This window comes from Mariniblastus fucicola, from assembly GCF_008087665.1.
Lineage (GTDB): Bacteria > Planctomycetota > Planctomycetia > Pirellulales > Pirellulaceae > Mariniblastus > Mariniblastus fucicola.
Genome location: NZ_CP042912.1, coordinates 3,238,464 through 3,255,457 on the forward strand (window position 1 = coordinate 3,238,464; position 16,994 = coordinate 3,255,457).

15 protein-coding genes are annotated in these 16,994 nt (G+C 53.0%); 7 read left to right on the top strand and 8 right to left on the bottom strand.

Translation table 11 applies throughout. The features are described 5' to 3' along the window. The first annotated feature begins 278 nt into the window (after positions 1–278). Complete coding sequence (locus MFFC18_RS11935; protein ID WP_075084604.1) at positions 279–1,880, top strand: efflux transporter outer membrane subunit; 1,602 nt, start codon at positions 279–281, stop codon at positions 1,878–1,880. 157 nt (positions 1,881–2,037) lie between these two features. Here the strand turns inward: MFFC18_RS11935 and MFFC18_RS11940 are convergent, their stop codons facing one another. Both MFFC18_RS11940 and MFFC18_RS11945 read right to left on the bottom strand, forming a co-directional pair. After that, positions 2,038–2,433 (bottom strand): hypothetical protein, encoded by a 396-nt coding sequence (locus MFFC18_RS11940; protein ID WP_075085036.1) that lies wholly within the window; start codon positions 2,431–2,433, stop codon positions 2,038–2,040. A 40-nt stretch (positions 2,434–2,473) separates the two neighbouring features. Continuing rightward, on the bottom strand, positions 2,474–3,379 hold the full coding sequence (locus tag MFFC18_RS11945; RefSeq protein ID WP_075085035.1) for a hypothetical protein: 906 nt from the start codon (positions 3,377–3,379) through the stop codon (positions 2,474–2,476). Between the two features lie 111 nt (positions 3,380–3,490). Between MFFC18_RS11945 and MFFC18_RS11950 the strand changes: the two genes are divergently transcribed. Together MFFC18_RS11950 and MFFC18_RS11955 are read left to right on the top strand one after the other, a co-directional pair. Then, a complete protein-coding gene (locus tag MFFC18_RS11950; protein WP_075085034.1) occupies positions 3,491–5,638 on the top strand; it encodes a hypothetical protein in 2,148 nt (715 codons plus the stop codon). 104 nt (positions 5,639–5,742) lie between these two features. Next, positions 5,743–7,878, top strand: a complete 2,136-nt coding sequence (locus MFFC18_RS11955; RefSeq protein ID WP_075085033.1) for a M3 family metallopeptidase — start codon at positions 5,743–5,745, stop codon at positions 7,876–7,878. A gap of 86 nt (positions 7,879–7,964) precedes the next feature. Here MFFC18_RS11955 and MFFC18_RS11960 read toward each other — a convergent pair whose 3' ends face one another. Further along, positions 7,965–8,441 (bottom strand): bacterioferritin, encoded by a 477-nt coding sequence (locus MFFC18_RS11960; RefSeq protein ID WP_075085032.1) that lies wholly within the window; start codon positions 8,439–8,441, stop codon positions 7,965–7,967. Positions 8,442–8,715: 274 nt separating this feature from the next. Between MFFC18_RS11960 and MFFC18_RS11965 the strand changes: the two genes are divergently transcribed. Next, positions 8,716–9,591, top strand: coding sequence for a 3-keto-disaccharide hydrolase (locus MFFC18_RS11965; protein WP_084417191.1), 876 nt, complete (start codon positions 8,716–8,718; stop codon positions 9,589–9,591). Positions 9,592–9,693: 102 nt separating this feature from the next. Here MFFC18_RS11965 and MFFC18_RS11970 read toward each other — a convergent pair whose 3' ends face one another. The 3 genes from MFFC18_RS11970 to MFFC18_RS11980 all read right to left on the bottom strand — a co-directional run bounded on the left by MFFC18_RS11970 (position 9,694) and on the right by MFFC18_RS11980 (position 12,545). Beyond that, positions 9,694–10,413, bottom strand: coding sequence for an arginyltransferase (locus MFFC18_RS11970; protein WP_075085031.1), 720 nt, complete (start codon positions 10,411–10,413; stop codon positions 9,694–9,696). A 24-nt stretch (positions 10,414–10,437) separates the two neighbouring features. Beyond that, entirely contained in the window at positions 10,438–11,283 is an 846-nt protein-coding gene (locus MFFC18_RS11975) for a TerC family protein (protein ID WP_075085030.1), read from the bottom strand. A 137-nt stretch (positions 11,284–11,420) separates the two neighbouring features. Beyond that, on the bottom strand, positions 11,421–12,545 hold the full coding sequence (locus tag MFFC18_RS11980; RefSeq protein ID WP_148618832.1) for an STN domain-containing protein: 1,125 nt from the start codon (positions 12,543–12,545) through the stop codon (positions 11,421–11,423). A 283-nt stretch (positions 12,546–12,828) separates the two neighbouring features. Here MFFC18_RS11980 and MFFC18_RS11985 point away from each other — a divergent pair, with 283 nt between their 5' ends. Continuing rightward, on the top strand, positions 12,829–13,488 hold the full coding sequence (locus tag MFFC18_RS11985) for a hypothetical protein (RefSeq protein ID WP_168211089.1): 660 nt from the start codon (positions 12,829–12,831) through the stop codon (positions 13,486–13,488). 114 nt (positions 13,489–13,602) lie between these two features. Here MFFC18_RS11985 and MFFC18_RS11990 read toward each other — a convergent pair whose 3' ends face one another. Next, entirely contained in the window at positions 13,603–14,151 is a 549-nt protein-coding gene (locus MFFC18_RS11990; protein WP_075085027.1) for a YqgE/AlgH family protein, read from the bottom strand. Positions 14,152–14,674: 523 nt separating this feature from the next. Between MFFC18_RS11990 and MFFC18_RS11995 the strand changes: the two genes are divergently transcribed. Beyond that, on the top strand, positions 14,675–14,944 hold the full coding sequence (locus MFFC18_RS11995; protein WP_075085025.1) for a type B 50S ribosomal protein L31: 270 nt from the start codon (positions 14,675–14,677) through the stop codon (positions 14,942–14,944). A 93-nt stretch (positions 14,945–15,037) separates the two neighbouring features. Here the strand turns inward: MFFC18_RS11995 and MFFC18_RS12000 are convergent, their stop codons facing one another. Next, positions 15,038–15,538: a 3-hydroxyacyl-ACP dehydratase FabZ family protein gene (locus tag MFFC18_RS12000; protein ID WP_075085024.1), complete on the bottom strand. Its 501-nt coding sequence runs from the start codon at positions 15,536–15,538 to the stop codon at positions 15,038–15,040. 339 nt (positions 15,539–15,877) lie between these two features. Here MFFC18_RS12000 and MFFC18_RS12005 point away from each other — a divergent pair, with 339 nt between their 5' ends. Further along, positions 15,878–16,969, top strand: a complete 1,092-nt coding sequence (locus tag MFFC18_RS12005; protein WP_162273965.1) for a WD40 repeat domain-containing protein — start codon at positions 15,878–15,880, stop codon at positions 16,967–16,969. Positions 16,970–16,994: the final 25 nt, after the last annotated feature.

The following is a 16,994-nucleotide window of genomic DNA, read 5'->3' on the forward strand; positions in this document are numbered from 1 at the left end:
GGTTGGGGTGTCGTTTTCGGAGGTGCCAATTGTATCCCGGGTTCGGTGCGGTTTTAAGGCAAAAGCCGATCGTTCCGATTGTGATGAAAGTGAGCTTTTGTCACGAAGCGTTGCTACGGAGGTGGTTGGACAGGTTGGATCGATTCAGGCTTTCATTCCTTACGCGAAAACTTCCGGCTTACGATCCCGACGCTACTGGCGTTTGCGGGGCTGATATTTTGCCTGCCAGATGACATGCCATCACGATCGCTCCATGTTTTTCGACGCGAAACAACCCCATGACCAACTCACTTAAAAAGTTGTCTGAAATTCGCGTCGTGACATTCGCGTTCGTTCTGCTGTCGCTGAGCTTCTCGGGTTGCCAAAGCGTCAACCATTGGTGGAACAACGGCCTGCGGGTTGGCCCTAACTATTCCCAGCCGCAAGCCCAAGTCGCCGCCGAGTACTCGATGGCGAACACAGAACGCATCGATGGCTCGAATGTGATCGATCCGCAATGGTGGCAAGTATTTAACGATCCTGACCTTAACGTGTTGATCGATTCGCTGCGGCAAGAAAACCTTACGCTCAAGGCAGCCTGCTATCGAATCAAGGAAGCCCGACATCAACGCAACATCGCTGCGGCCAATCTTTTCCCCCAGAGCCAGCAACTGACGGGTTCCTATTCGCACACCCAGTCCAGCACAATCACCGAATCGTTCGTGCCCGGTTTTTCACCAGTCTCACTCGACAACTGGTCTTTAGGTTTCGACGTCGGTTGGGAAATTGACCTGTGGGGACGAATCCGCCGCTCAGTCGAAGCCGCCGATGCGAACCTGGAATCCGTGGTGCAGGATCGGAACTTTGCAATCGTTTCGTTGACCGCGGAAACGGCCAGCCTGTACATCAACATCCGGGCGTTTGACGAGCGTATCGAACTGGCGAAGAAAAACGCAACGCTACAGGAAGGCAGTTTGAAAATCGCCAGGGCACGTTTCAAGGAAGGCCGGACTTCGAAGCTGGATGTCGTCCAGGCCGAATCCAATCTTGCGTCGACGCGTTCGCTGATCCCGCAACTGGAACTGGCTCGCCGACAATCGCTTAACGCCATCGCTGTTCTTTTGGGGATGCCACCGAGTGAAGTTCCCGTGCTGTCGGACCAGCCGAAAAAGATTCCCGAAATCCCTTCGTTCGCGGTCGTCGGCATCCCGGCCGATTTGATGCGTCGACGTCCGGACATTCGATCAGCCGAACGTTCGATGAAAGCTCAGTTTGAACAGATCGGAATTGCCGAAGCGGATCTGTACCCAACGTTTTCGTTCAGCGGTTCGCTCGGATGGGATTCGGCAAAGCTCAGCGACCTTGTACAGTCTGGCGGATTTGCTGGTTCAATTGCTCCGGCGTTTGGCTGGAACATTTTAAACTACGGCAGGTTGCGGGAAGCGATCTGTGTCGAAGAGGCGCGTTTCAAACAGATTCAAATGGATTTTGAGAATACGGTTCTCTCAGCCCAACGCGAAGTCGAAGACGGGATTGTCGAGTTCGTTAAACGCAACGAGCAGTACGAATATGATCTGGCGACCCAGCAAGCCAACAAGGAATCGGTTGAGCTGGCGATTGCTTCGTTCAAGGAAGGGAAAACCGATTTCGGTCGCGTTTTCGTGGTGCAAACCAGCCTGGTGACGGCTCAGGATCAAGTCGTGGCCACTCGTGCATCGATTGCCTTGGCTTTGATCGAAACCTACCGCGCTCTCGGCGGTGGATGGGAAGTTTACGATGCGATGGCGACAGATTTGATGGTCGCTGAAGAATCGGTTGTGCCTGGTTCCGAAGTGATCGTCGATGCGACTCCGGTCGAACAAGTCATCGTTCCGGTCAACGCCGAAAGCCTCCAGCCTTAGGCACTGTTTGACAAATTGATTTTCATGTCATCAACGTGGCCAAACATGAGCGGCAAGGCGCTAGCCGCCGTTAAAAAGCGCAACGCAACGGCGGCTAGCGCCTTGCCGCTCACATCTACCAAACAGTGCCTGGCATCGGCTCGGTTTTTCAACGAGTCTACTGTCGCTGCATCACAAACTGGCCGTGATTTCTGCGCGAAGAGAACGTTCCGTTGAAACATTGGTCGGTCATTGAAATCTGGTATTTGAATTCGCCTCCAAGGGGCAAACGGCGACTGCCCGCCATCACGGTCAAACCGGGTTGCTGGGAGACAATGTTCAATCGAGTCGTGTACCGAAACGGGATGACTTTCGCGAACGTTCCCCGAAATTTTGCTTGCATCGTGCTGGAATCGATTTGGCAAAACGTCGCCTTGATGTTTCCTCGGTGGTTATTGGCACCGCTGTGCCATCCGCCAGACCATTGCCCGGAAATGTCCTGCGCGATTGCGGGGCTTGCGAGGAAGCAACAGCAGAGCAGGGCGATGGTCGAGAAAAACTTCGTTCGGTTCATGAGATTGTTATCCGTTCGATGGAGTGCTGCGAGGTTTGGCCTAGAATACGCCGCCGGAGAAGCCTTCGCGGCCCGATTTTGCGTATGGCGTTGATCGTATTTGAAATCGATTCGATGTGGCGGTTAGGGATGAATGAACTTGCACGACGCTGCTGGCTGATGAGTTTCCGCTTTGTCCAAATTGTTGGCGTTGAACTGGAGACACCAACGAGGAAGTCCCGCCAAGGAAAGCAATTGAATCGAAATGAGCACGAACACGTCGGTGGACACGGTAGCTCTGGCTTACCGAAGCCAACATGCGGCCATTGACTTGCTGGATCGCAATCGAGCCATTGCCACCTCCATTCTGTTCCCACGAATCACTATCAATCGTGTTTTGCAAAACGTTCAGCTGCGTACGCGCTTGCTGCAGGTTGTTGGCGATTCGCGTAATGTCGTACGTCACCGTCCGCAAATAGTCGGGCTCGTTTTCATCGTCGATGCTCAACACCAAAATCGACCCGTCCGGTTCAACCATCGCGGTAGCGTCATGTAGACGCAAAGCCATGTGCAGCGAGACTGCCATCGACACGCCAGACCTCAAATTGAGTTCATCTTCTTCGTCAAAGATACCTTCCAGATTGAGGTCGATGTAGACCGTCACGCCCAACCGTTTGAATACTTCTGATGCCGGGATCGAACGAGCCTGCCCTAGTCCAAACGCGGAGATGGATCGACTGAGCATGGCTTCTGTTCTTAGCTGATCCGACGTTAGTGAATTTGGAATCGCGTTGCCGATTGACGCGGATCGGCTTTGATGTCCACCAGACTGGATGATGGCCGATTGAGCCAGAACTGTGGCAGGATCGTACAGATGTGCCAAAGCCAAGATCACAATTAAACACATGCCGATGATTCTACCGGGCATGTTGCGGTTGTATCGGGCTCGAATTTCGGGCGTTCGCATGGAAACTGCCTTGGTAAAATTTGGGTGGCGTCAAATTAAATGTTTCTGGCATCAAATTCGCAACTACATTTTAATTCAACGTCGCAACCGCCGTGCCAACTGGAGACTCAAATGCCCAATCGATCCCAGATCGTTCTGATCTTTTTCGCGCTGATCACCCTCGCCGCATTCAATTCGACGGGGCCAATTTGTGCTCAAGACGATCGCGATTCGGGGTTTGAAGACGTTGAACTTCCTCCGGTGAAGCGGATTGTTTTGTACAACTCGGGAGTCGGACAACTGCAACACGAAGGAGAGCTCGACGGCGACAGTCGCGTCACCCTCAAGTTTAGCTCACACGACGTCAGCGATGTACTAAAAAGCCTTGCCATTTCAGACGACGGCGAAGGCCATGTTCGCGCCATCGAATATCAACCGACACCGGATCCGGAAGACGTTGCCGCAAGCCAGATTGGGCAACCGATGACCGTCGCGCAATTGCTCCAAAGCATGCGCGGCGAAACCGTAGTGTTGAGCGTTGATGGAAAGGATATTTCCGGCAGTATATTTGGCGTCGAAAACCGAACGCATGGAGAAGTGACTCGCGAGATGGTCGTACTGGTCGGCGAGAAAGGTTTGAGCTCGTGGGAGCTGAGCAAGTTTGATTCGATTCGTTTCGCAGAACCTGAACTCAACGCAAAGCTCGCTTTGGCGCTCCGTGGCATTGTCAAATCGCGAGAGTCGGATCAAAAAGAACTGCAGCTGTTGTTTGCCGGAGACAAAAAGCGAAACGTTAAATTTGCTTACGTCGTCGACATGCCGATTTGGCGGATGACGTATCGATTGCTGTGGGAGGACGACAAAGCGTGGCTGCAAGGTTGGGCTCACGTTGACAATGTGAGCGGAGTCGATTGGAGCGACGTTGCGCTCGAGTTACGTTCAGGAAAACCGCAAACGTTTCACACGGACATCTTTGCTCCCGCGATGGCTCAGCGTCAGGATATTGGCACAAGCGTATACGAGTTCATGGACGGCCTGTCGGTCGTGACCCAATGGTTCGACTTCGATCCAGCTTCGCAATTTGACCTGGCCGCAGATCTCTCGGGCGGAGGTTTCGGTGGTGGCTTTGGCGGAGGCGGTGGATTTGGTGGCGGAATGGGCGGTGGCGGAATAGGCGGAGGCGGTGGATTCGGTGGCGGTGGATTCGGTGGCGGATTCGGATTTCGCGGTCCCGCGGCTGGTGGATTTGGCCGTGCGATTTCTGGCGAGAGCGAAGACGACGGTGTTGATGCGAAATCAGGATTTCAAAATTCAGCACAAACCGAAAAGGTCTCTCAAATGTTCGTTTATCGGATTTCGGATCCCGTTTCGTTGGGTTCCGGGAAAAGCGCCGCACTTCCCGCCTTCGAAATGCAGCTGCCTGGAACGCTCCTGAGCGTTGCCGACCTCAACGATAGTTTGCGCGATGTTACTCCTGTCCAATCCATTGAGCTGGAAAACGATACGGATTTCTCTTTGTTGTCCGGGCCGGTTTCGATCATGCGTCGGGGAAACTTTGCCGGTGATGGCAAGCTGCCTCGCGTCGACGTCAAGCAGAAGGCCTACGTCGATTTTGGAATCGACCGTCCAATCAAAGTCCGACAGATTAAAGGAGCAACGACAAACAAGTTGGTGAAGGCGTTTGTCTCGGGTCACTACCTGACGGAGGGCTTTCGAAAAAGTCGCGAGCTCACGTTTCGAATCGTCAATCTGGATGTCGACGATCGCACCGTGATTGTCAAAACGGAACGCGAACGTAAACTGGAAAAGTCAATCGAACCGGCCCCCTATAGCCAAACGGATGATCGGCTGCTGTTCAAAATTGAAACAGCGGCTGGAAAGACTACAGAATTCTCCGTGACGTTCAGCTACGAAGATCAGGATGCTGAAAAATGGACGGAGTACAGAAACATCAATACGGCTCGCTGGGACAACGTGGGGATCGTCCTGCCGGAAAAAGACCTTGCGTTGATGCGTAAAGTTGCCGAGATCAATCGGAAAATTGACACTGAACGAGAGAGCATGTTTACGCTGGCTCAAAAGCGACGAAGTGCTGAAGCGGAACAAAAACGAGTTCGTGAAAATCTGGAAGTCTTTGTGCCCGGATCGAAAGATGCCGAACCCATTATCGCTCAGTTCGTTGAAATCGAAAAAAGCATCGGGGAATTCGACGCGAAAATCGAAACCAGCAACACGACGCTGAAAGAACTGGAATCGGAAAAGGCTGAGCTTTTGAAATAGGACGATTGCTCGACAAGCTACCGCCTCGCGATGCTGGTCCTTGATTGTAACGTGCTCGCCAAACTACAATTGCGCGAAACATCCTGCCTGAATCAGGGAATCGCATGCTCTCTAAAACACAATCGTTCGTTTCGTTGGTCGCCGCGCTGGTCGCGGTTTCGTTCGCCCAACTTTCTCTCGCCGCGCAAGAAGGAGACAAGGACTTGTCCAATAATCCGCTGTTAACCGAATGGACTGGACCCTACGGTGGAGTCCCGCCGTGGCGATCGATCGATTCGAACGACTTCGTTCCAGCTTTCGAAAAAGCTATCGAAATGGCCAAAGCCGACATCGACGCAATCGCGGCACAATCCGAAGAACCGACTTTCGAGAACACGATGGTCAAACTGGAAAAGGCTGGCAGCGCACTCGACCGTCTGGAGAGCATTTTCGGCGTCTATACTTCGAATCTGAATCTGGGCGCCATTCCTGACATGGAAGCCAGGATTGCTCCAATGATGTCGCAGTATGGCGACTGGGTTACGCAACACGAAGGGCTGTTCAAGCGAATTGAAACCATCTTCAACAGCGACGAAATGAAAACGCTCAATGTCGCGCAGAAACGGCTCGTGGACGACAAGTACAAAACCTTTGTCCGACGCGGAGCGAAATTGGGCATTGAAGACAAAGCCAAGCTCTCGAAAATCAATACCGAACTGGCCAGTCTGTTCACTCGCTTCAGCCAGAACGTGCTTGGCGATGAAGGCAAGCTGTTCACGAAAGTCGAAGAATCCCAAATCGGTGGCCTTCCGGAAAGCGTTGTCGATGGCATGGCGGCGAACGCGAAAGCTCGTGACATGGAAGGCTACGTGATCAACAACACGCGCTCTTCGATGGAGCCTGTATTGACTTATGCCGATGACCGATCGCTTCGCGAGAAAGTCTGGACGACCTACTACAGTCGTGGCGACAACGGCGACGACCGTGACAACAACGCAATCATCCAGGCCATTTTGAAGCTGCGAGCACAACGTGCGTTACTGCTAGGCTACGAAACGCATGCTCACTGGCGTCTGGAACCGCAGATGGCTAAAACGCCCGAAAAAACGATGGAATTGATGCTCGCGGTGTGGCCCAAGGCCGTCGCTCGTGTCAAGGAAGAGGTGGCTGACATGCAGGCGGTGGCCGATCGCGAAGGCGCCGACATCACGATCGCTCCCTGGGACTATCGCTACTACGCAGAGAAAGTTCGCAAAGAGAAATACGATCTGGATTTGAACGAAGTCAAGCCTTACATGCAGATGGACAAACTTCGCGAAGGCATGATGTGGGCGGCCGGCGAAGTTTATGGTTTCGACTTCAAGCCAGTCGAAAATGTTCCAACTTTCCATCCGGACGTTAGCGTCTTCGAAGTACTCCGCGACGGCAAGCACGTCGGTCTGTGGTACTTCGATCCGTTTGCCCGCGAAGGGAAACGCAGTGGAGCCTGGATGACGGCGTACAGAATTCAGCAGAACATGGGCGAATTCGTCACGCCGATCGTTTCCAATAATTCAAACTTTGTCAAAGGCAAAGAAGGCGAGCCGGTTCTGATTTCATGGGATGACGCGGTCACGATGTTCCACGAATTCGGCCACGCCTTGCACGGACTTTGCAGCCAATGCGAGTACAAGTCACAGGCCGGCACATCGGTGGCTCGTGACTACGTTGAGTTTCCTTCGCAGATCAACGAACATTGGTTGATGACGCCTGAGATTCTTGGCAAGTACGCGGTTCATTACGAAACCGGAGAGCCGATGCCGGCTGAGTTGGTGGCCAAAATTGAGAAAGCCGCGACGTTCAATCAGGGCTTCAGCACGGTCGAATATCTGGCCAGCGCGTTGATCGACATGAAATTGCACCTTGCGGGCAACGTGACGATCGACCCGGACAAGTTCGAGAAAGAAGAACTTGAGAAAATCGGCATGCCAAGTGAAATTTGCATGCGACATCGCACGCCACAGTTCAATCACATCTTTGCCGACGACGGCTATTCGGCTGGCTACTACAGCTATCTGTGGTCCGACGCGTTAACAGCGGATGCTGCAGAAGTCTTCGAGGAAGCGGGTTCGTATTACGATCCGAAAGTCTCAAAAAGCCTCTATGAGAACGTGTTTTCGGTTGGCGATACGATTGATCCCGCCGAAGGATTTCGACGGTTCCGCGGTCGCGATGTGGACACGAAAGCCTTGCTGCGGAAGCGTGGTTTCCCGGTTGAGTAGAGTAGAGCTTGGAAAAATCGGATGGCGTGTTCGTCTGCTCACGCCTTCCGAGTTGGCTTCAAATTGTTTGGAACCAGCTGTTTCAATCAGGCCGTTGGCCCAGGAACGTGCTTGGAAATGTAGGCTGGCTCTCCCATTCGCTCGATCAAATCGAGTTGAAGTTCCAACCATCCCATGTGCTCTTCTTCGTCGAGCGCGATTCTCTCGAACAGCACTCGGGTACCGAGGTCGCCATCATCGGCGGCCTCGCGGGCGGCTTTGGAGTAAAACTCGATCGCTGCCTTTTCCTCTTTCAGGTCAGACTCGAACAACTCGTTGAGCGTCGTTGCCTGAACCGGTGGTTGCTCGAGAACCAGACGCGGGCTGCCTTTGAGAAACAGAATTCTCGAGAGATAGTCGTCAGAATGCCCGATCTCCTCACGCATCTCTTCTCGCATCTTGGAGGCCAACAATTCCATGCCCCAATCGTCCAAAACGCCGGCATGCAACTGATACTGGTGAACCGCGCCCAATTCCATCTTCAGCGCTGTTTGGAGATTCTCGATTGATCGTGTCTTAGTCATTTTTTCATCCTTCTATAAACTTGAATCGGCGAGCGGCTTGTTGTTGCTGGCCGTCAACTTTGATTGATCCTGCGAAACTGACTCGCAGACATTCGCTTTAATATATCGAAACATTGCGATATATCAATGACTTAAACCGCAGGGTGCGGTAGAGGTTCCGATGTTTGAAAATAAGATGAGCAAATCGCCAATTTTTTACACGACTTGAGAAAGCTGTGTTGAGGTGCGAGACTTCATGCTTTTGCAGACACTCTGAACTGGAATTGAGGACGCGATGATTGCGAAAACTGGCTCCCCAAGATGGAAATCGATCGCATACGCTTGCTTTTTCGCAGCTTGCCTGTTCGGAACATTGACTTTTGCGCAGGAGTCAACTTCGGCAAAAAGCATTGCGAATGAGCAGACCTCATCGATTGAATCGGAGCAGCCAGAAGCAAGCGAGAAATGGGTGCCCTTGTTCAACGGGAAAGATCTAAAGGGCTGGACCCCCAAGATCTCCGGTCATCCGCTGGGCGAAAACTATGCCGATACGTTTCGGGTCGAAGAAGGCGTTTTGAAATGTGAATACGATGACTACAAGGGCTTCGACAAGCGATACGGGCATTTGTATTCGAACCAAAGCTACTCACACTACAAACTGCGACTCGAATACCGCTTCGTCGGTCGCATGTTGCCGGATGCTCCCGGATATGTGGACCTCAACAGCGGTGTCATGCTGCACTGCCAGTCACCGCTTAGTTTGAAACTGCATCAGGGGTTTCCGGCCAGCGTTGAAATGCAATTTCTGGCGGATTTGGGAACCGGGAAACGGCAGACGGGTAACGTTTGCACACCGGGCACGCATTTGGTCTATGACGGAAAATTTACCAAGCAGCACATTGTGGAATCCAGTGGGCCGACGTTGCCGCCGGACGAGTGGGTTTCGGTCGAGATGGAAGTTCATGGCCACGACTTGATCATCTATCGCGTTCGAGGCGAAGAAGTTCTTCGCTACACACAACCTCAGCTGGATCCTGACAGCGACGAAGGAAAACCATTGGTGGCCAACGGAGCAAACTTGAAACTTGCGAGCGGCCATATCGCGCTTCAAGCAGAAGCCCAGCGAGTTTGGTTTCGAAACATTGAAATCCTGCCACTGGAAGTCGATTGAGGCCTGGAACTGCCCAAGGTTGGGGCGTTGGACGTTTGCCGCTCCCAATCGGCCACAGTGCGAACTCAGATCGGCTTTGACAGCGGAAGGCCGCGGCTTCATCTACTCAAAGCGTACCCACTCGCCTTCGATCAATCTTTCGTGGGGTCGAAAGCGGCTCTTGTAGACCATGTGTGGCGAGCCCTCGACATAGTATCCAAGATACAGATGCTCCATGCGTCTGGCCGCACACAGTTGAATCTGCTTCAGCACAGAATACGTGCCAAGGCTGTCTTTGGCGTAGTCCGGATCGTAGTAAGTATAGACCGCTGACAGGCTGTTTTTACCCGCGTCACAAATCGCTACCGCGACCAGTTTTCCATTGTCGTGGTATGCGATCTCGAACGAATCCAGGCAACTTCTGACGAACCCCCAGATGTACTCTTCAGAATCAATGTCCGTGTCACGTTTTGCCAGGCCGCGGGCTCGTCGATGCTTGTTGAACAGGCTTACTCGTTCAGTGTCCGCCTGCAGTTCGCCAATCGTTTGTGTGAACTTGCCATTGCCACGACTGAGGACTCGGCGCGCGTTGCGACTGAAAGTGAAGGCTTCGACGTCAATCCTGATCGACTCGCAGGCGCTGCAATTCGGGCAATTGGTTTGGTACAGAAACTCGCCCGTGCGACGATAACCGTGCTTGAGTCGCAGGTCTGTTTGGTGCGGCGATATCTTCACCAACGGCATGCACAACGGCATTCGCGCAGTCTCTCCGTCAAGGTACGGACAAGGCTCCGTTTCGTCGATAATGACGATGTCGCTAAATTCTGACTTCGCAGTCCCCATCTCACTTCCCGAAGAAACATCTCGTTAAGAAATGGTAGCGTCAACTTTTATATTGTCTTCTTTTTTTCGCAGCGCGATATTCAAAAGCTCGACCAGCAAAGCGAAAAACATTGCAAAATAAACATAACCTTTGTCGATGTGCGCTCCGACACCTTCGGCAATCAGCATGACGCCAATCAAAATCATGAAGCTCAAGGCCAACATTTTGATTGTAGGATGAGCACTGACAAACTTGCTGACCGGTTCAGCAAACACCAGCATCACCACGACAGCAATTACGATCGCGGCCACCATCACCCACAAGTCGTCCGCCATGCCGACGGCTGTGAAAATGGAGTCCAGTGAAAACACGATGTCCATGATCGCAATTTGAATGATTGCTGACGTAAAATTTGCGATCGGTTTTGCTTCGTGGCTGGCATGGCCGGAGCCGATCTCATCGTGGATCTCGTACACGCTTTTACCAACCAGAAAAAGCCCGCCGAGAAACAACAGGATGTCCTTGATTGAAACACCGTTGGCTTCCTCAAAGTGTTTCTGATGAATTGTTTCAACGATATCTTTCTCTAATTTTTCTTCCAACTCGCTACTGATGTCCGGGCGTGTGATTTTTTCCACGGCAACGGCAGGCACACCGACGTCCGTCAAAGAGAACACCGGTTTCTTGAACATCTCTCCGTGCACGAGATAAAAAAGCAGTCCCAGCAATAGCAGCCTGGACAGCAGGGCAACGCCCAGGCCGAGTTTCCTGGCAAGCGGCTGTTTGGCAGGCTCAAGACGACTGGTGACAATCGTGATGAAGACGAGGTTGTCGATCCCCAGCACGATTTCCATCGAAGCAAGGGCAAGAAGGGGGACGAAAAATTCCATTTACGGTATCCAGAGGGCAAGCCAGCAAGACGCTCAATGTAAAACAATGGAATCGAAAAACCAATGGAGTGGCCATCAGTGCCGGCTTCAACTGGCCGTGCCGCTTACCTGCTTTCACAGAGCTCGCGACGCACTATCTAGTCCCCGTTGCGAACGATCCGCAGTTCGGATTTTGTAAGCCTGTAGCCGAGCCCGGTTCCGTCGAGGCATTGGTCAAGCAGCGTTTCCAGCGAAGCTTTTTTGATCGAGATTGAGATCCGCTGCGTCAGGGCGTCGCCGACTGCTCCATCAAGAGTCAGTTTTCTGCCGGTTTGCTGAGCCACGCTGGCCAGGATGTCGCCGCGTCGAGCGGTCGTGTTGAGATCAAAAGTTCGCTGGACGACATCGTCGCCGAGTACCGTTTGCTGTTCCACCATCCACGCTTCGAGTGCTGCGATGGATTCGACAGGACCGCTGATTGAAAGCGACCTGCCGGAGTTCGCGAGTTTCAGATCGGCGAATCGACGTTGGCAGGCTTTCAGGTCCAGCTTTGAATCTCGCGGCAAGCGAATTCTCAGCTTTGCCGTTTCGATCGCCGGGAATTTCTTCAGTCGGATCCGCTTGCCGTCGCCCTCAATCTCAAATGACAAATCGAACCCGACCAGCAACAGGCTCATTTGCTGAATCAGCGAAAGCGACGGCCAATCTGCTGCTGGCCAAACATCGTGAGGGATTTCGCCGTCCAGCTGAAATCCGTGCAGTTGCTCCATCCACTCCTGAATCTCCTCTGTCGTCGTTGCCCGAGACCAACGAATTTCGTCTCTGCCTGACGTCCAGCGGGATTTTTTCGGCTGTGTGCGTTTGGCGATTTTCTCCAGTTCCTCAATGACGAACGGAAGCCGCGCGGCAGCGTCCTTCGGTCCAACGTACAGAAGACTTTCAACACGACACACGCCAAGACCATTGGCTTCGGCAAGTTCCCAGACCGTTTGCTCGGTCGTTCGATCGAGGAAATCAAACGTCAGCTTCACCGTCGGGTCGACGCGACGATCGACGAAAATCGCCCGGCGACACTGGGCTGCGAACGTATTCAGTTGCTCTCGAAGCGGCGATTCAGTCCACGACACGGAAACTGGAAGCTGCTGGCTTTTTTCGAAAGCTCTGGAATCCGTGCGTCGGTCCAACCAGTCCGTTGCAGAACCATGTTGCACTTGGGCAACAGCGGCGACGCAAGCCGTGCAGACCGAAATGGCCACACAACCGGAAGTGAGTTTGCTGAGCATGGTCATTCGAATTCGCATTCTGCTCGCTAGCGGTGACGGGAAGTTGGCTACCTAAAGCGCATATTCGTTAAGGCTTGAAATGTTGAGTCCGAAATGCGCCCAAAAAGTGCATCTTCTGTTTGCACATCAGTAGTTGATTGTTGTCGGCGACAGAGGCCCCAATTACACTCGGCTTCTTCACACATGTTTCGAAAAAACATCATCGGATCAACCGTGAAATTTCATCGCCCGCACCAATCATAACACGCTGCCGCCCCACGCGGTCGCCGAGGATCAAACTGCCATGTCGGAATCGCCACTCCGATTTCCAATGTTGGATAAGCTCTACCAGCAGTACCTCGAGCACGAAAATTCGGCCGAGTTCATTCGTCTGGTGAGCCAATCCTACAATCTGGGATCAATCTGCCGGCTGGCTCGGTACGGAAAAACAATCAGCCGCCGGGCCGCAATTTTGGTCATCGGTTTTCTTGGCGACTATGCCGAAAACGACGTCATGGGAATGGCTTTGAACGACTCTGACCGGGCCGTCAGGATGCTGGCCGATCATGGAATTCGCGACATCTGGTCTCGTCAGGGTTCGCCCGAACATCGCTCGTCGATTCAGCGACTTTATCAGCTGATTTCGCGCCACCGGATGCAGGAGGCTATTCAGTTGGCCAACCGGTTGTTGGCAGAAGATGAAACGCTCAGCGAAGCCTGGAATCAGCGAGCGATCGCATTGTGTGCCGAAGGCGACATCGTCGGCGCCGTCGAAGATTGCTGCGAAGCCCTGAACTGCAATCGATATCACTTTCCCGCTGCGATCGGCATGGCTCATTGCTGCTTGCAGTTGGACGACATGAGCGGCGCACTTTCCGGGTTTCGGCTGGCTCTTCAAATCAATCCGGATTTGGAAGACGTGCGGACTCACATCCATCAGTTGGAACGCAAGTCCGAAAACTAAACGAAAGAAAACCAAAAAGCCCGCGGACGTCGAGCTGGATGGTTCTAAAAAAACCAGACGTTCTTGCGGCGTTGCAAAACTGTTGGCCGCAGCAAAGTTCGCTTCTTCGCGCTGTCAATTCACCGACGGATCGATCGGCCGAACGTTGCCCAAATGCGGTTTTAGCACGTCGTGCCCAACGTGTTCGCAGACTCTTCGCCAAAGCTGATCGCTTTCTCCGAACACGTGCTCAGTATGCGATTCCAGCGTAAGCCATCCGCCATGTTCAACTTCAGTATCCAGTTGATTCGGGCCCCAGCCTGAGTATCCGCTGAAGATGCGGAACGGTACCGCGTCTTGCATCACCAGTCGATGAAGCGACTCGCGATGCATTGTCAGATGAACGCCCGGGATGATCTCCCGTTCCGATACTTCGGCAAGTTGGTGCAAAGCAATCAAGGGCCCGTCAACCGGACCGCCGCGGTTCACCGGATGGTCGCACTCACATTCTGCGTCAGAAATTTCGTCCCAAACCGCAGCCACGGTCGTTGTCGTTGGCTGGTTCAGAATCACCCCGGTAGCACCCTGATCGGTGTGCTGCATCAGAAAGATGACGGTCCGCAAAAAGTTCGGATCCAGGAGATCCGGTGTCGCGATTAGCAATTTACCAGCAAGGCTATCCATGATGTTCCTGATGATTGCGGGCGTCCCGATCGACCCTGTGCCGTCAGTACGCTCTGTCCGTTTTCCGCCCCGTTTTATTCCCTCATCCCGCTTGTTCCCTCATTGTAGTTTGACGGCTCGGCCAAAAAAGCGGCCATTTGACAAAACTGGAGCAACCGCAACCCAAAGCTGACTTGGCCGCATTTTCACCGTGCGATGTGGGCTGTTCGGCTGGTTCGATCCCCATATTTGGGTGCGTTTGAGTCGATTCAGAAGACCTGTGTACCCTTATTTCGCATTCCATCGATCATCGCGGCACATTGGCGCTGCTTCCGATCGATTCGGCATTCCGAAAATTGGCTTGCTGAGCTCCGACTGCACCATCGTTCCCGCTTTTTCGGAATTCAGTTGCCTTATGGCTAATCCGCTCGGCATTTCACGCCGATTACCGTTTGACCGCTCGCGTTTTTTGGCTAGAATCTGCGGTTCTTCGAATATTGCGAGTACGTAAGAACCCTTAACTACGGCAGTTGCCGCCAGTCCCATGAAACCTGATATCCATCCAGAATACCGACCTGTTGTCTTCAAAGATTCCAAGGCCGATTTTGCAATTCTGACTTCGTCAACGATCAAGACGAAAGACACGATTCAATGGGAAGATGGAAACGAGTACCCTTGCTATTTCGTCGACATCTCTTCGGGCTCGCATCCGTTTTACACCGGAAAGCAACAGTTCGTTGACACTCTTGGCCGCGTTGAGAAATTCAAAGCCAAGTTCGCCGGAAAGTACGGCAAGAAAAAAGATAAGAAGTAGCCCAGCTGGCTGTAGTCCGTCCGACCGGTTGCAGGCAATGTTGACTTGAAGAAAAAGCCATCGCTGGTATTCCGGCGATGGCTTTCTTCATTGCTATTTGCCCTGTAGCAGCGAAGACTTGATGTTCATCAACTGGAAATGGTTTTGCATCACGACAGTTTCCTCACGGCGGATCGTGCACGCGAAATCAAACACGTCTCCAAACTGCTCGGACAATTCAACGTAAACATCGAGCACATCTCCCGGCCGCGCAAACCCGCGATACCGTGCCTGTTTCACTTTCACCAACACACCCAGAGCGTACTCGTTGTGAAACGGGTCGTGGGTGTCAAAAGATTCCATCGGATTGAAGTTCGCCGCGATCAGAATTCCGGCTGACTGAGTTGAAACTTCCTGCATCATCGCTCCGGGCATGATCGGAGCTCCCGGAAAGTGGCCTTGGGTGAAGAAATTGTCGTCCGGCACCACGTGGCGGGTTCGAATGCTGCGATCCGCGATATCGACGATCTCGTGAACCAGCAAATACGGAGAACGGTGGTGCAAGTAGTCTTCAACGTTGGCAAATCGGTGCTGGAAGATGGCTTTGGCGATCATCGGTGCTTTGGGAATGAGACACGTGGCAGTATCCAGATTGAACTGCGATTTAAGTGCTCGATTAACTGCGGCCACTGCTTTGACGGTCCCGGACTGGCCCGAGTGCTTGCAGGCCCAAACGCTTTCAGGAATGTCAAACCTTGCGGATTAATGAGACTTGAATCCCGATCCGCGGCGCTGGTCACAGACATTGCTCGTCCGCCGCTAAATCATTGGCGACCGTGAATGGTCGTACCGATAGAAACGATACCGACCATCCTGATTCGCAAAGTTCGCCGTTTCCCGCTGGCGAATTGTTTCGGCCGAAGCAGCGTTTGTCGGCGGTTCAAGGAGGAACACATGATTCAGCGGCGACATTTTCTTGGCGCAGCCACCGCGGCTGCGTTCTGTCTGACAACACGTACCGGATTTTGCGCTGCGCCAGTGGCCGCATTGAACTGGACCAGTAAAGTCATTCAAACCGTGCGGCACGGAAACCTGAACCGTAAGCCTGTCGTTACCGGAGTCAGCCTGCAGCCTGTCGGTAGCTTGCTGGCGATCGTCGGTGATGATCACTATGTCAGTCTGTACGACGTTCAGAGCCAGCAGTTCGTTGAGCATCTCAAGAAGCACACGGACTGGGTTCGTTCCGCAAAATTCTCGGCCGACAGTGCAGCTCTGTTCACTTGCGGCAACGACCACAAGTTGATCCGCTGGGAAACGGACCAGTTTACCAAGCCCACGTTTGAGGTTCGGCAAACGGATGCAATCATTGAATTGGCGATCAGCCATGATTCCACCAAAGTTGCCACGGTTGGGTTCAATGAAAACTTGATCATTCGCGACTCAAAAACCGGCGATCAGATCTCGACGCTTCGTTGTGCTTGCAATGACAATCACGCAGTGGCTTTCTCTGCCGACGACAAATTGGTTGCTGCGGGTGGTCGCTGCGGAACGATCCGTGTTTGGGATGTTGATTCTCAAGCCGTCGTTTACGAATTGAAGGCTCACCGGCGACGAATTCGCACGTTGGAATTCACTCCCGAGGGAGAGTTGATTAGTGCTGGCGACGATCAGATCGTAAAGGTCAATCGCCTGGACAATCCCGGCCTCTCGGTCGCACTGCCACGGCAGGCGTCGAAGTTGTTTGCCGTCAAGACGATTGCTCCGTCAGTCATCGCAACGTCTGGCAGTGACAATCGAATTCATATTTGGAACACTGCTCGCGTGTCGGAGATCGGTGTTCTTGAAAACCATACGGGAACTGTTTCCAGTCTCGACATGGCGCAGGGAGTGCTGGTTTCAGGCAGCTTCGACACCACCGTGCGGATCTGGACTCCGAATCCCGACGAGATCGCAGTTGTCACGCCTCGATTTGTGGCGCCCGAGTCCATCCCTTCCACCGCCGCCAGCCTTTCTGGTGCGTCCGATACATTTTCGACGCGCCGCTAAGCTTCCAAATCGTCACGCGACTTGA

Coding starts and splice junctions, on each gene's coding strand:
- MFFC18_RS11985 (WP_168211089.1), top strand. CDS start 12,829: ATGTCGGAATCGCCACTCCGATTTCCAATGTTGGATAAGCTCTACCAG.
- MFFC18_RS11940 (WP_075085036.1), bottom strand. CDS start 2,433: ATGAACCGAACGAAGTTTTTCTCGACCATCGCCCTGCTCTGCTGTTGC.
- MFFC18_RS11995 (WP_075085025.1), top strand. CDS start 14,675: ATGAAACCTGATATCCATCCAGAATACCGACCTGTTGTCTTCAAAGAT.
- MFFC18_RS11955 (WP_075085033.1), top strand. CDS start 5,743: ATGCTCTCTAAAACACAATCGTTCGTTTCGTTGGTCGCCGCGCTGGTC.
- MFFC18_RS11950 (WP_075085034.1), top strand. CDS start 3,491: ATGCCCAATCGATCCCAGATCGTTCTGATCTTTTTCGCGCTGATCACC.
- MFFC18_RS11960 (WP_075085032.1), bottom strand. CDS start 8,441: ATGACTAAGACACGATCAATCGAGAATCTCCAAACAGCGCTGAAGATG.
- MFFC18_RS11970 (WP_075085031.1), bottom strand. CDS start 10,413: ATGGGGACTGCGAAGTCAGAATTTAGCGACATCGTCATTATCGACGAA.
- MFFC18_RS11935 (WP_075084604.1), top strand. CDS start 279: ATGACCAACTCACTTAAAAAGTTGTCTGAAATTCGCGTCGTGACATTC.
- MFFC18_RS11965 (WP_084417191.1), top strand. CDS start 8,716: ATGATTGCGAAAACTGGCTCCCCAAGATGGAAATCGATCGCATACGCT.
- MFFC18_RS12005 (WP_162273965.1), top strand. CDS start 15,878: ATGATTCAGCGGCGACATTTTCTTGGCGCAGCCACCGCGGCTGCGTTC.
- MFFC18_RS11990 (WP_075085027.1), bottom strand. CDS start 14,151: ATGGATAGCCTTGCTGGTAAATTGCTAATCGCGACACCGGATCTCCTG.
- MFFC18_RS11975 (WP_075085030.1), bottom strand. CDS start 11,283: ATGGAATTTTTCGTCCCCCTTCTTGCCCTTGCTTCGATGGAAATCGTG.
- MFFC18_RS11980 (WP_148618832.1), bottom strand. CDS start 12,545: ATGCTCAGCAAACTCACTTCCGGTTGTGTGGCCATTTCGGTCTGCACG.
- MFFC18_RS12000 (WP_075085024.1), bottom strand. CDS start 15,538: ATGATCGCCAAAGCCATCTTCCAGCACCGATTTGCCAACGTTGAAGAC.
- MFFC18_RS11945 (WP_075085035.1), bottom strand. CDS start 3,379: ATGCGAACGCCCGAAATTCGAGCCCGATACAACCGCAACATGCCCGGT.